The organism is Streptomyces sp. NPDC050121, from assembly GCF_044460385.1.
GTDB classification, from domain to species: Bacteria; Actinomycetota; Actinomycetes; order Streptomycetales; family Streptomycetaceae; genus Streptomyces; species Streptomyces soliscabiei.
Window position 1 is genome coordinate 203,632 of sequence record NZ_JBITJV010000001.1, and the last position, 13,686, is coordinate 217,317.

The 13,686-nt window shown below is 67.7% G+C and carries 13 protein-coding genes; 10 read left to right on the top strand and 3 right to left on the bottom strand.

Features of this window, described 5'->3' with window-relative positions; all coding sequences use genetic code 11:
* Positions 1–71 precede the first annotated feature (71 nt).
* Positions 72–1,655: an ABC transporter substrate-binding protein gene (locus ACIBTS_RS00910; RefSeq protein WP_319676591.1), complete on the top strand. Its 1,584-nt coding sequence runs from the start codon at positions 72–74 to the stop codon at positions 1,653–1,655.
* 96 nt (positions 1,656–1,751) lie between these two features.
* Here the strand turns inward: ACIBTS_RS00910 and ACIBTS_RS00915 are convergent, their stop codons facing one another.
* Positions 1,752–2,423: a response regulator transcription factor gene (locus ACIBTS_RS00915; protein ID WP_208031337.1), complete on the bottom strand. Its 672-nt coding sequence runs from the start codon at positions 2,421–2,423 to the stop codon at positions 1,752–1,754.
* A 14-nt stretch (positions 2,424–2,437) separates the two neighbouring features.
* Positions 2,438–3,421 (bottom strand): RecB family exonuclease, encoded by a 984-nt coding sequence (locus tag ACIBTS_RS00920; RefSeq protein ID WP_399315725.1) that lies wholly within the window; start codon positions 3,419–3,421, stop codon positions 2,438–2,440.
* A 186-nt stretch (positions 3,422–3,607) separates the two neighbouring features.
* Here ACIBTS_RS00920 and ACIBTS_RS00925 point away from each other — a divergent pair, with 186 nt between their 5' ends.
* The 3 genes from ACIBTS_RS00925 to ACIBTS_RS00935 all read left to right on the top strand — a co-directional run bounded on the left by ACIBTS_RS00925 (position 3,608) and on the right by ACIBTS_RS00935 (position 6,874).
* A complete protein-coding gene (locus ACIBTS_RS00925) occupies positions 3,608–5,128 on the top strand; it encodes a site-2 protease family protein (RefSeq protein WP_399315726.1) in 1,521 nt (506 codons plus the stop codon).
* Between the two features lie 52 nt (positions 5,129–5,180).
* On the top strand, positions 5,181–6,083 hold the full coding sequence (locus tag ACIBTS_RS00930) for a tRNA (adenine-N1)-methyltransferase (protein ID WP_079663364.1): 903 nt from the start codon (positions 5,181–5,183) through the stop codon (positions 6,081–6,083).
* A gap of 218 nt (positions 6,084–6,301) precedes the next feature.
* Complete coding sequence (locus ACIBTS_RS00935; protein WP_399315727.1) at positions 6,302–6,874, top strand: hypothetical protein; 573 nt, start codon at positions 6,302–6,304, stop codon at positions 6,872–6,874.
* A 57-nt stretch (positions 6,875–6,931) separates the two neighbouring features.
* On the opposite strand, the gene ACIBTS_RS00940 is transcribed toward ACIBTS_RS00935, so the two are convergent.
* A complete protein-coding gene (locus tag ACIBTS_RS00940) occupies positions 6,932–7,237 on the bottom strand; it encodes a ferredoxin (protein WP_399315728.1) in 306 nt (101 codons plus the stop codon).
* A 243-nt stretch (positions 7,238–7,480) separates the two neighbouring features.
* On the opposite strand from ACIBTS_RS00940, the gene arc reads away from it, so the two are divergent.
* From arc to prcA, 6 genes are all read left to right on the top strand, one after another.
* Positions 7,481–9,247: a proteasome ATPase gene (arc, locus tag ACIBTS_RS00945; RefSeq protein WP_079663368.1), complete on the top strand. Its 1,767-nt coding sequence runs from the start codon at positions 7,481–7,483 to the stop codon at positions 9,245–9,247.
* A 233-nt stretch (positions 9,248–9,480) separates the two neighbouring features.
* On the top strand, positions 9,481–10,992 hold the full coding sequence (gene dop / locus ACIBTS_RS00950) for a depupylase/deamidase Dop (protein ID WP_399315729.1): 1,512 nt from the start codon (positions 9,481–9,483) through the stop codon (positions 10,990–10,992).
* A 188-nt stretch (positions 10,993–11,180) separates the two neighbouring features.
* Positions 11,181–11,396 carry a ubiquitin-like protein Pup gene (locus ACIBTS_RS00955; RefSeq protein WP_079663370.1) on the top strand — a complete coding sequence of 72 codons (216 nt, stop codon included), beginning with the start codon at positions 11,181–11,183 and terminating at the stop codon, positions 11,394–11,396.
* Positions 11,397–11,438: 42 nt separating this feature from the next.
* Positions 11,439–12,032, top strand: coding sequence for an endonuclease VII domain-containing protein (locus tag ACIBTS_RS00960; protein WP_399315730.1), 594 nt, complete (start codon positions 11,439–11,441; stop codon positions 12,030–12,032).
* Positions 11,984–12,829, top strand: coding sequence for a proteasome subunit beta (prcB, locus tag ACIBTS_RS00965; protein WP_399315731.1), 846 nt, complete (start codon positions 11,984–11,986; stop codon positions 12,827–12,829). The genes ACIBTS_RS00960 and prcB overlap by 49 nt, the downstream gene beginning before the upstream one ends.
* Before the next feature lie 62 nt (positions 12,830–12,891).
* Positions 12,892–13,635 (top strand): proteasome subunit alpha, encoded by a 744-nt coding sequence (prcA, locus tag ACIBTS_RS00970; RefSeq protein WP_079663372.1) that lies wholly within the window; start codon positions 12,892–12,894, stop codon positions 13,633–13,635.
* Positions 13,636–13,686 lie beyond the last annotated feature (51 nt).

The following is a 13,686-nucleotide window of genomic DNA, read 5'->3' on the forward strand; positions in this document are numbered from 1 at the left end:
GCGGGCCCCTGACGGTCCGGGGCCCGGAACAGCGGCCCCGGTGTGACGAAAACCGACGACAAAGGCACTTCGTGAACATGCGCAACCAGTGGCCGGTCCTGCCCATCGTGGCGGGGCTGGCCTCCGGCCTGTTAACCGGCTGCGGCACCCAGAGCGGCGGCTCCGGAGGCGACACCTCCGCCGTGGTCCTGGGGATGTCCGACGACGTCCTCGCCACCGACCCCGCCTCCGGCTACGACCCCGGCTCCTGGCTGTTGTTCAACAACGTCTTCCAGTCGCTGCTGAGCTTCCCCAAGGGCGGCACCGAACCCGAACCGGACGCGGCCAAGGAGTGCTCCTTCAGCGACACCAAGACCCAGGTCTACACGTGCACCCTGAAGGACGGCCTGAAGTTCAGCAACGGCGACGCCCTCACCTCCGAGGACGTCAAGTTCTCCTTCGACCGCATGCTGAAGATCAACGACGACGCCGGCCCGGCCATCATGTTCCCCATGCTCGACACGGTCGAGACGCCCGACGCCAAGACCGTCGTCTTCACACTGAAGGTCCCCGACGCCACCTTCCCCAGCAAGATCGCCTCAGGCGCCGGCTCCATCGTCGACCACAAGGAATACGACGCCGACAGCCTGCGCAAGGACGGCGGCGCCGTCGGCTCCGGCCCCTACAAACTGGACTCCTTCGGCGACGACGAAGCCGTCTTCTCCGTCAACGAGAACTACCGGGGCACCGCCGACGACGCCCAGAACACCGGCGTCACCCTGAAGTTCTTCAGCGGCGACCAGAAGGCCCTCAAAAAGGCCCTGCTCGCCGGCGACGTCGACATCGCCTACCGCGGCCTCACCGCCACCGACATCTCCGACATCGAGCAGAGCACCGACAACGCCGGCGCCGAGGTCGTCGAGGGCAGCAGCGCCGAGGTACAGCACCTCGTCTTCAACACGGCCGACCCCGTCGCCGGAAAGCTCGGCGTCCGCCGCGCCATCGCCCACCTGATCGACCGCGAAGCCCTCATCAAGGACGTCTACCAGGGCACCGCCGACCCCCTCTACTCGATCGTCCCGGCCGGCATCACGGGCCACAACACCGCCTTCTTCGACCGCTACGGTGCCCGCCCCTCCCCGGCCAAGGCCGCCGCCGCACTCGCCGACGAGGGCATCACCGACAAGGTGAAACTCACCCTCTGGTCCACCCCGTCCCGCTACGGCCCCGCCACCGACCAGGAGCTCAAGGCCATCGCCGCCCAGCTCAACGCCAGCGGCCTGTTCGACGCCGACGTCAAGTCCGTCGCCTACGACCAGTACGAGAAGGACATCGCCGCCGGCAAGTACGGCGTCTACGTCAAGGGCTGGGTCCCCGACTACCCCGACGCCGACAACTTCACCTCGCCCTTCTTCGGCAAGGGCAACGTGCTCGGCAACAACTACACCAACGAAGCCATCACCGGCACCCTCATCCCGCGCACCGCCGCCCAGAGCGACCGCACCGCCACCGGCACCGACTTCGCCGACATCCAGAACCTCGTCGCCGAACAACTGCCCGTCCTGCCCATCTGGCAGGCCAAGCAGTACGCCGTCGTCGGCGACCACGTCTACGGCCTCGAGAACTGCCTCGACGCCTCGACGGTGTTCCGCTTCTGGGAACTCAGCAAGGGCTGACAGCTCCTCAGCAAGAGCTGACAGCCCAACGCGACAGGGCGCCCCTCCAGCCCGGAGAGGCGCCCTGCGTTCGAACCCACTCGAACCCGCGGTCTCCTACTGCGCGCCGGGGCGCACCAGACCGCTCTCGTACGCGTACACCGCGGCCTGCACCCGGTCGCGCAGCCCCAGCTTCGTCAGCACATGACCCACATGAGTCTTCACCGTCGTCTCACTGACGAACAGATCGGCCGCGATCTCCGCGTTCGACAGCCCCCGCGCCACCAGCTTCAGCACCTCCACCTCACGGTCGGTGAGCGTGTGCAGCGTGTCCGGCACCGGCTCTTCGCCCGACGGCAGATGCGTGGCGTACTTGTCCAGCAGCCGACGCGTGATACTCGGCGCCAGCATCGCCTCACCGGCCGCCACCACCCGGATCGCCTGCACCAGTTCGTCGGCGGGCGCGTCCTTCAGCAGAAACCCGCTCGCCCCGGCCCGCAGCGCCTCCACCACGTACTCGTCGAGATCGAACGTGGTCAGCACCAGCACCTTCGCCGGACCGTCCCGCCCCGGCCCGGTGATCTGCCGGGTCGCCTCCACCCCGTCCATCCGCGGCATCCGGATGTCCATCAGCACCACATCGGGCTGCAACGCCCGCACCTGGTCGAGAGCCTGCAGGCCGTCTCCGGCCTCGCCGACGACCGCGATGTCCTGCTCGGCCTCCAGAATCATCCGGAAGCCCGTGCGCAGCAGCGGCTGGTCATCGACCAGTAGGACGCGGATGGCCACGTAAGTCTCCTTCTCTAGCCCGGCCCCATTCTGCCCTGCGCCCCTGACTCGGACTCTGCCGCCCTCACCGGCAGCGTCACAGGCAGCGGATACGGCGGGGGAGTGCCACCGAACTCCGGACAGTGCGCCTGGTGATCGCACCAGCCGCACAACTTCGTGGGCCGCGGCCGCCACTCACCCGTCTGCGTCGCCAGCCGGATCGCCTCCCACAGCGCGAGCAACTTGCGCTCGACCCGCTCCAGATCTGCCAGGACGGGATCGTAGGTCAGCACATCCCCACTGCCGAGATACACCAGCTGCAGCCGCCGCGGAACCACGTTCTTCAGCCGCCACACCACCAGGGCGTAGAACTTCATCTGGAACAGCGCACCGTCGGCGTACTCCGCGCGCGGCGCCTTGCCCGTCTTGTAGTCGACGATCCGCACCTCACCCGTCGCCGCCACATCGACCCGGTCGATGATCCCGCGCAACCGCAGCCCCGACTCCAGCTCCGCCTCGACGAACAGCTCCCGCTCGGCCGGCTCCAGCCGCGTCGGATCCTCCAGCGTGAACCAGCGCTCGACCAGCCCCTCCGCCTCCGCCAGCCAGCCCGCCAGCCGCTCACCCTCCGGATCGTCGGCGAACAGCTCCCCGACCTCCGGCCGCGTCTCCCGCAGCCGGTCCCACTGGCCCGGAATCAGCGACTTGGCCCGCGGCGCGGTCCGCTCCGCCGCCGGAGCGTCGAACAACCGCTCAAGCACCGCATGCACCAACGTCCCCTTCGTCGCCGCCGGGCTGGGCTTCTCCGGAAGCCGGTCGATCACCCGGAACCGGTACAACAGCGGACACTGCATGAAATCACCGGCCCGCGAGGGCGACAGCGAGGCAGGCGCCGTCGCGACGACCGCCGCCTCCGCCTCGGGCGCGGCAGCCCCCGCCTCGGGCACGGCAGCCTCCGCCGACTTGGCCACCACATCTCCGTCACCCGCCGGGACGACGCCCTCGCCACTGCTCTCCATGCCCCAGACCATACGGCCCACCACTGACAGTCACCCAGCCCGCGCACCCACCGCACCCCCAACAGCGGCGACGAGCGGGGAAACACGGGGGGTGCCGGGGCGGAACGCGTCCCGACCGCCGCATACCATCGGTCCCAGACCCTCCCGCCCGGCACGAGCGGGAGACGCTTCGATCGAGGGGAAACCGTGGTGGAAAGCGGCGGGAGCGGGCGGCCGCGGCCGGACAACGAACAGTCGGCCGAGCACCCCGCCACACCTGCGTCTCCGGCCACCGACCTCGCCCAGACCCCGGCCGCACCGCAGCCCGCGGCCACGGCGAAGCCGAGCGAGCCCGCCGCCGACGGCGCGGACACCCCACAAGGACCCCCTCCCCCCGACGCCGAAAGCGGCAACGGCGGCACCGGTGACACCAGCGGCACGCGCGACACGGGTGGGAACAGAAACCCGGCCGAAGGCAAAGCCGACGGAGCCGAAGCCGACGAAGCCGAAGCCGAGACCGGGCGGCCGACGCCCCCGACCCTCCCCAAAGGCCCCCCACCCCCACGCCCCCCGGAGCAGCCCCGCGGCGGCCTCCTCATGGGCCGCCCCTTCGGCGTCCCCGTCTACGTCGCCCCCAGCTGGTTCCTCGTAGCCGCCCTCATCACCTGGGTCTTCGGCGGCCAGCTCGACCGCGTCCTGCCCGAACTCGGCGCCGCCCGCTACCTCGTCTCCCTCTTCTTCGCCGTCGCCTTCTACGCCTCCGTACTCATCCACGAACTCGCCCACACCGTCGCCGCGCTCCGCTTCAAACTCCCCGTCCGCCGCATCCAGCTCCAGTTCTTCGGCGGCGTCTCCGAGATCGAGAAGGAAGCCGAGACCCCCGGCCGCGAGTTCTGGCTGGCCTTCGTCGGCCCGCTCCTCTCCCTCGTCCTGTCCGGCCTCTTCTACCTCGCCATGCAACCCGTCGAGCCCGGCACCGTCCCCGGCGTCCTCCTGGCCGGCCTGATGATCTCCAACCTCATCGTGGCGATCTTCAACCTCCTGCCCGGCCTTCCCCTCGACGGCGGCCGAATGCTCCGCGCCGTCGTCTGGAAGATCACCGGCAAGCCCATGAGCGGCACCATCGCCGCCGCCTGGGTCGGCCGCGCCCTTGCCGTCTCCGTCCTCATCGGCCTGCCACTGCTCACCCAGTCCGGCGCCCTCGGCTCCAGCGCCGAAGACAGCGTCGGCATGGACACCGTCACCGACGCCCTCCTCGCCGCCATCCTCGCCGCGATCATCTGGACCGGCGCCGGCAACAGCCTGCGCATGGCCCGCCTGCGCGAACACCTCCCCGAACTGCGCGCCCGCACCCTCACCCGCCGCGCCGTCCCCGTCGAAACCAACACCCCCCTCTCCGAAGCCCTCCGCCGCGCCAACGACGCCGGCGCCCGCGCCCTCGTCGTCGTCGACGCCCACGGCGAACCCCTCTCCCTCGTCCGCGAGGCCGCCATCGTCGGCGTACCCGAACACCGCCGCCCCTGGGTTGTTGTCAGCGGCCTCGCCCAGGACCTCACCGACGGCATGCGCGTCTCCGCCGAACTCGCCGGCGAAGACCTCCTCGACGTCCTGCGCGCCACCCCCGCCACCGAATACCTCGTCGTCGAGGAGACCGGCGAGATCTTCGGCGTCCTGTCCGCCGCCGACGTCGAGCGCGCCTTCGTCAAAGCCATGGCCAGACCGTCCTGACCGGACCCCCACCGTGGTCGGCGGCCCCGGCAAACCCCGGTAGGCTGTTCACATGTCCGAACCGACCGGTGCCGCCCGCAGGCGCGGGCCCTTCAAGGTCGGGGACCAGGTTCAGCTGACCGACCCCAAGGGCCGCCACTACACGTTCACGCTCGAAGCCGGGAAGAACTTCCACACCCACAAGGGTTCCTTCCCGCACGACGAACTGATCGGCGCACCCGAGGGCAGCGTTGTCCGCACCACCGGGAACGTCGCCTACCTCGCGCTGCGCCCCCTGCTCCCCGACTACGTCCTGTCCATGCCCCGCGGCGCCGCCGTGGTCTACCCCAAGGACGCGGGGCAGATCCTCGCCTTCGCCGACATCTTCCCCGGCGCCCGCGTCGTCGAAGCCGGCGTCGGCTCCGGCTCGCTCAGCAGCTTCCTGCTGCGCGCCATCGGCGACCAGGGCATGCTGCACAGCTACGAGCGCCGCGAGGACTTCGCCGAGATCGCCCAGCAGAACGTCGAGCGGTACTTCGGCGGCCCCCACCCCGCCTGGCAGCTCACCGTCGGCGACCTCCAGGACAACCTGAGCGACACCGACGTCGACCGCGTCATCCTCGACATGCTCGCCCCCTGGGAATGCCTCGAAGCCGTCTCCAAGGCACTCGTCCCCGGCGGCATCCTCTGCTGCTACGTCGCCACCACCACCCAGCTCGCCCGGACCGTCGAGTCCATCCGCGAGATCGGCTCCTTCAACGAGCCGACCGCCTGGGAGACGATGATCCGCAACTGGCACATCGAAGGCCTCGCCGTCCGCCCCGACCACCGCATGATCGGCCACACCGGCTTCCTGCTCACCGCCCGCCGCCTCGCCGACGGCGTCGAGCCCCCCATGCGCCGCCGCCGCCCAGCCAAGGGCGCCTACGGCGAGGACTACGCCGGCCCCAACGCCGACGGAGGCACCGGCCGCTGACCGGCCCCCGCACCACAGCCAACGACAAGGCGCCGTGACCGAGTTCCCGCACCACACCCGGAACTCGACCACGGCGCCTTCCCGTTGACACCCACCCCCTTCACCCCACCCCACGTCCGAAATCCCGCACCCCGCCGTTCCCCCACCCTGTGACGTGTGGCACGATGCTGGCCAATCCCCCACCCCCACCAGCACAGCCATCGCAGGAGACACTCCTAGTGCAGCACTCCGCCCTCCCGGAACTGGCACACACCCACACCCGGCCCATCCACTGGGTCGCGACCGCCACCGCCCTCGCCGGCGTCATCGCACTCTCCTCACTCCTGCAACCCAAACCCGCGACCGCCGCCCAGGCCACCGCCCCCGACGCCAGACCCGCCACCACCACGGCCCCCGCCACCACCGGCGTCGACTTCCCCCTCGAATGCGGCCCCGTACAAGCCCTCGTGGTCAAGAAAGCCACCGGCGACCTCGACGGCGACGGCGCCCCCGAAACCGTCGCAGTCGTCCACTGCGACGCCGCCATGGGCACCCCGCCCGACGGCGTCTACGTCCTCACCCACAGCACCGACCCCACCCACGCGCGCGTGGTCGCCACCCTCGTCGACCCCAAGGACCGAACCACCGTCACCAGCATCGCCATCACCGACGGAGCCGTCCTCGCCACCCTCCTCGGCTACTCCACGCCCGACGTACCCAGTTGCTGCCCCGACCTGAAGGACAGCGCCAAGTGGCAGTGGAAGGACAACACGTTCATCCGCTCGACACCCGCCGGCGCCCACAGCGTCTGAAACCGGCCACCGGCCCTGTGAGAAATCAGACAGACGTCACCCAACGCACCCGGACACTCACTCCGCGTCCGGACCGTAGACCTCGACCCTGTCCGAAACTCGCCGCACATGAATACAGTCACCCGGACACTCCCGCGCCGAGTCCACCACATCCGTCAACAGCGGCAACGGCACCGGCACCGCCGCCCCCTTGGCCTGCAGAAGCTCCTCGTCCGCGCCCTTGACATACGCCAGACCATCGATGTCCAGCTCGAACACCTCAGGCGCATACTGAGCGCAGATCCCGTCACCGGTACAGAGATCCTGATCGATCCAAACCTCCAGTACCTCGCCGCCGACACCGGTCTCCTGCTGCACGCCCATGACTCCTGCCGTTTACTGTCGAGCCGCAAGGGAACGATGCAGGCTCTGACGGGTGTTGAACACTTCGACCCTACCCTCGGCCGCTTTCCAATCATGTTCGGTGGGTATTCCCCTGGCGTGAGGGAGAGCGCAAGGGTGAAGATCGGACACACCCCGACAGTCTTTGTGATCTAGGGGTTTCAATCGACACCCACCCAGGTAGGGTCTGGAAGCGTCCAGCTCCCCTTGGAGGAGGTGAGGACCGTGGCAGCCCACGACGACGACATGAACCGCGGCATCCGCCCGGGACGAGGGTCCGACGACCCGTCCGGGCAGATTGCCTACCTTGAGCAGGAGATCGCCGTCCTGCGACGCAAGCTCGCCGACTCTCCGCGACACACGAGGATTCTCGAAGAGCGGATCGTCGAGCTACAGACCAACCTGGCCGGCGTGTCCGCCCAGAACGAGCGACTCGCGAGCACACTCCGTGAGGCCCGCGACCAGATCGTGGCCCTCAAGGAAGAAGTCGACCGGCTCGCCCAGCCGCCCGCCGGCTTCGGCGTCTTCCTCACGGCGAACGAGGACGGCACGGCCGACATCTTCACCGGAGGCCGCAAACTCCGCGTGAACGTCAGCCCCAGCGTCGAGCTCGATGAGCTCCGACGCGGCCAGGAAGTCATGCTCAACGAAGCGCTCAACGTGGTCGAAGCCATGGAGTACGAGCGCGTCGGGGACATCGTCACCCTCAAGGAGATCCTCGAGGACGGCGAACGAGCCCTGGTGCTCGGGCACACCGACGAGGAACGGGTGGTCAGGCTCGCCGAGCCGCTGCTGGACGTCACCATCCGCCCCGGCGACGCCCTCCTGCTCGAACCCCGCTCCGGCTACGTCTACGAGATCGTCCCCAAGAGCGAGGTCGAAGAACTCGTCCTCGAAGAGGTCCCCGACATCGGCTACGAGCAGATCGGCGGCCTCGGCGGACAGATCGAGATGATCAGGGACGCCGTCGAGCTCCCCTACCTCTACCCCGACCTCTTCAAAGAGCACGAGCTGCGCCCACCCAAGGGCGTCCTGCTCTACGGACCCCCCGGATGCGGCAAGACACTCATCGCCAAGGCCGTCGCGAACTCGCTGGCCAAAAAGGTCGCCGAAGTCACCGGACAGGCCACCGGCAAGAGCTTCTTCCTCAACATCAAGGGCCCCGAGCTCCTCAACAAGTACGTCGGCGAAACCGAACGCCAGATCCGCCTCGTCTTCCAGCGCGCCAGGGAAAAAGCCTCCGAGGGCACCCCCGTCATCGTCTTCTTCGACGAAATGGAATCCCTCTTCCGCACCCGCGGCTCCGGCGTCAGCTCGGACGTGGAGAACACCATCGTCCCGCAGCTCCTCGCCGAGATCGACGGCGTCGAAGGCCTGCAGAACGTGGTCGTCATCGGCGCCTCCAACCGCGAGGACATGATCGACCCCGCCATCCTGCGCCCCGGCCGCCTGGACGTGAAGATCAAGATCGAGCGCCCGGACGCCGAAGCCGCCAAGGACATCTTCCAGAAGTACCTCACCGAACGCCTCCCCCTGCACTCCGAGGACGTCGGCGAACACGGCGGCGACAAGACCACCACCGTCCAGAGCATGATCCAGACGGCAGTGGAACACATGTACGCCGAATCCGAGGAAAACCGCTTCCTGGAAGTCACCTACGCCAACGGCGACAAGGAAGTCCTCTACTTCAAGGACTTCAACTCCGGCGCAATGATCGAAAACATCGTCGGCCGCGCCAAGAAAATGGCCATCAAGGACTTCCTCGACCACAACCAGAAGGGCCTGCGCGTCTCCCACCTCCTCCAGGCATGCGTGGACGAGTTCAAGGAGAACGAGGACCTCCCCAACACCACCAACCCCGACGACTGGGCCCGCATCTCCGGAAAGAAGGGCGAACGGATCGTCTACATCCGCACCCTCATCACCGGAAAGCAAGGCGCAGACACCGGACGCTCCATCGACACGGTGGCAAACACCGGGCAGTACCTGTAAAAACAGGGCGGCTGCGGGTGCCCACCACGGGTACCCGCAGCCGACTGTTTTCCAGGCCACGGCTGGAGCAAGGCAATGACGCAAATGATCTCCCCGCCAGCGCAGAGGCGTTCTAGGCTCTTCCCTACCGACGAGTCGCGCAGTGCGGGGACGGGCACCGCACACGCACCGGAGCACCACCGGTATCTGAGCGGCGCCCACGACCGAGGGTGCCGCCGGGCAAGGAGGGCCGCATGACCGTACGGCGAGTAATGGGCATCGAGACGGAGTACGGCATCTCCGTCCCCGGCCACCCCAACGCCAATGCCATGCTCACCTCGTCCCAGATCGTCAACGCCTACGCGGCGGCGATGCACCGGGCCCGCCGGGCCCGCTGGGACTTCGAGGAGGAGAACCCGCTGCGCGACGCGCGAGGCTTCGACCTCGCCCGCGAGGCCGCCGACTCCAGCCAGCTCACCGACGAGGACATCGGCCTGGCCAACGTCATCCTCACCAACGGCGCCCGCCTCTACGTCGACCACGCACACCCCGAATACAGCGCCCCCGAGGTCACCAACCCCCGCGACGCCGTCCTCTGGGACAAGGCCGGCGAACGCATCATGGCCGAAGCCGCCGAACGCGCCGCAGCACTCCCCGGCGCCCAGCCCATCCACCTCTACAAGAACAACACCGACAACAAGGGCGCCTCCTACGGCACGCACGAGAACTACCTGATGAAGCGGGAAACCGCCTTCTCCGACATCGTGCGCCACCTCACGCCCTTCTTCGTCTCCCGCCAGGTCGTCACCGGCGCCGGCCGCGTCGGCATCGGCCAGGACGGCCACGAACACGGCTTCCAGCTCAGCCAGCGCGCCGACTACTTCGAAGTCGAGGTCGGCCTCGAAACCACCCTCAAACGCCCGATCATCAACACCCGCGACGAGCCGCACGCGGATGCGGAAAAGTACCGCCGCCTGCACGTGATCATCGGCGACGCGAATCTCTCCGAGATCTCGACGTACCTGAAACTGGGCACGACCGCGCTCGTCCTGTCCATGATCGAAGACGGCTTCATCGCGGTGGACCTGGCGGTCGACCAGCCCGTCCGCACCCTCCACCAGGTCTCCCACGACCCCACCCTCCAGCGCCTAGTCACCCTCCGCAGCGGCCGCACACTCACCGCCGTCCAACTCCAGATGGAGTACTACGAGCTCTCCCGCAAATACGTGGAGGAGCGGTACGGCGCGGACGCCGACGACCAGACCAAGGACGTCCTCACCCGCTGGGAGGACACCCTGAACCGCCTGGAGAACAACCCCATGAGCCTCGCCGGCGAACTCGACTGGGTCGCCAAACGCGAACTCATGGAGGGCTACCGCCGCCGAGACGGCCTCGACTGGGACGCCGCCAAGCTTCACCTCCTCGACCTCCAGTACGCCGACGTACGGGCCGAGAAGGGCCTCTACAACCGTCTCGCGGCCCGCGGCCGCATGAAGCGCCTCCTGGACGACACCGAGGTCGAGCGGGCCGTCACCAAGCCTCCGGAGGACACGCGCGCGTACTTCCGGGGCCGCTGCCTGGAGCAGTACGCCGACGACGTCGCCGCCGCCTCCTGGGACTCGGTGATCTTCGACCTGCCGGGCCGGGACTCGCTCCAGCGCGTCCCAACCCTCGAACCGCTTCGCGGAACGCGAAATCACGTCAAGGAGCTCCTGGACCGCTGCCGCACGGCAGAAGACCTGGTCAGGGTCCTCTCGGGTGGCTGAACGGTTATCCGGACGGAACCTGCCGGACGGGGTGGAAACCCCCTCGTCCGGGAATCATCGAGGTGGCCCCCGTACGTTGTAGCAACTGCGGGGCCGATGTCGGACCCGGCTTGTAGGGTCTGATCATCACCGATCGGCAGGAATGCCGACCTGTCGACCATGTCGGGCGAAAGAGCGGGGTGAGGGTTATGGCGACCAAGGACACCGGCGGCGGCCAGCAGAAGGCGACACGCTCCACGGAAGAGGTCGAGGAGGCGCCCGAGGCGCAGGCCTCGGAAGACCTCAAGGAGCGCCACGAGAAACTGAGCGACGACGTGGACTCGGTTCTTGACGAAATTGACGATGTCCTCGAGGAGAATGCCGAGGATTTCGTGCGGAGCTTCGTTCAGAAGGGTGGCCAGTAGGCCGCTTTTCCCTTCGATTCGAAGGTCGACGGGGAGACGGGATTGCACGACACTGATGGCCTGAAGCGCTGCTCGCGGTGTAAGGAGCACAAGCCGCGGGCAGCCTTCGCCAGCAACAAGTCGGCCCGGGACGGGTTGCAGGCCTACTGCCGGGAGTGCTGGACGGCGTACCACCAAGCCCGGCAACTGGCCAAAGGTAAGAACATCCGGCCGCGTGTGGAGACGCCCGAGGGCCACAAGTTCTGCCGGAGCTGTGCTGAGATCAAGCCGCACACCGAATGGCATCGGAGCTCGAAGGCCTCCGACGGCTTCGCAACCAGCTGCAAAGCCTGCCGTGCGGCGAAAGCCCGGGCGGACCATCTGAGGCGTCACTACGGCATCACCGAAGCTGAGCGTGACGGGATGATCGCCTCTCAGATGGGGCTGTGTGCGATCTGTCTGAAGGCTCCCGCCGTTCATGTGGATCACTGCCACAAGACGGGTAGGGTCCGTGGCGTACTGTGCTTCAACTGTAATTCCGGCCTCGGCCTGTTGGGGGACGACCCCGCAGCTGTGAACCGAGCTGCCGATTACCTGGAAGGAAACGCGTGGAAGCCAACACTCGTAGCACCGGGCGTCTACCAGCTGCCTTCCTGACGCCTGGGTCCTCGTCCTTCATGGACTTTCTCTCCGACCACCAGCCGGAGCTGCTGCCCGGCAAGCGGCAGCTGCCCCCGACGCAGGGTGTGATCGAGGCGCCGCACGGGACGACGATCGTGGCCGTCACGTTCCCCGGTGGCGTGGTGCTCGCCGGTGACCGTCGCGCGACGATGGGCAACGTCATCGCGCAGCGGGACATCGAGAAGGTGTTCCCGGCGGACGAGTACTCGGCCGTCGGTATCGCAGGTACGGCCGGTCTGGCCGTGGAGATGGTGAAGCTGTTCCAGTTGGAGCTGGAGCACTTCGAGAAGGTTGAGGGGGCGCAGCTCTCGTTGGAGGGCAAGGCGAACCGGTTGTCGACCATGATCCGTTCCAATCTGGGCATGGCCATGCAGGGTCTGGCGGTGGTGCCGTTGTTCGCGGGGTTCGATGTGGACCGGGACCGGGGTCGGATCTTCTCGTACGACGTCACGGGTGGTCGTTCGGAGGAGCACAACTTCGCTGCCACCGGTTCGGGCTCGATCTTCGCGCGTGGGGCGATGAAGAAGCTCTTCCGCAGTGATCTGTCGGAGGAGGAGGCCACGACGCTCGTGGTGCAGGCCCTCTATGACGCGGCTGACGACGACTCGGCGACCGGTGGTCCCGATGTCGCGCGCCGGATCTATCCGATCGTCACCGTGATCACCGAGGACGGTTTCCGTCGGCTGACCGACACGGAGTCGTCGGGGATCGCCGCTTCGGTCCTGGAGCGTCGTCTGGAACAGCCGGACGGCCCGCGCGCCGCTCTGCTGTAGTCGGCGGCTTCGTGCTTGTCCCAGGTGGTCCAGTGACTTCGACAGAAAGGGATGGATAACCGGTGTCGACGCCGTTCTATGTGTCACCCCAGCAGGCGATGGCCGACCGCGCGGAGTACGCCCGCAAGGGCATCGCGCGTGGGCGCAGCCTCGTTGTGATCCAGTATGCCGACGGCATTGTGTTCGTCGGTGAGAATCCGTCCCGTGCGCTGCACAAGTTCAGCGAGATCTATGACCGGATCGGTTTCGCGGCCGCCGGCAAGTACAACGAGTACGAGAATCTGCGGATCGGTGGTGTGCGGTATGCCGATCTTCGTGGTTACACCTATGACCGTGATGACGTGACCGCGCGTGGTCTGGCGAATGTGTACGCGCAGACGTTGGGCACGATCTTCTCTTCGGCCGGTGAGAAGCCGTACGAGGTGGAGCTTGTGGTGGCGGAGGTCGGTGAGACTCCGGACGGTGACCAGATCTATCGGTTGCCGCATGACGGGTCGATCGTGGACGAGCACGGTTCGGTGGCGGTCGGTGGTAATGCGGAGCAGATCAGCAGTTATCTGGATCAGCGTCATCAGGACGGGATGAGCCTGGCCGAGGCGTTGAAGTTGGCTGTTCAGGCGTTGTCGCGTGACACCAATGGCACGCAGCGGGAGATTCCGGCGGAGCGGCTGGAGGTGGCGGTGCTGGATCGTACGCGGCCGCAGAAGCGTAAGTTCAAGCGGATCGTGGGCCGGCAGTTGGGTCGGTTGCTGGAGACGGACGGTGCGTCGACGGAGGCGGAGAGCTCCGATGAGGAGGAGAAGTAGTTCCGTCTCGGTGTGAGCCTGCCTCCCGCCCCGCCCTTTGTGCGCCCCGGT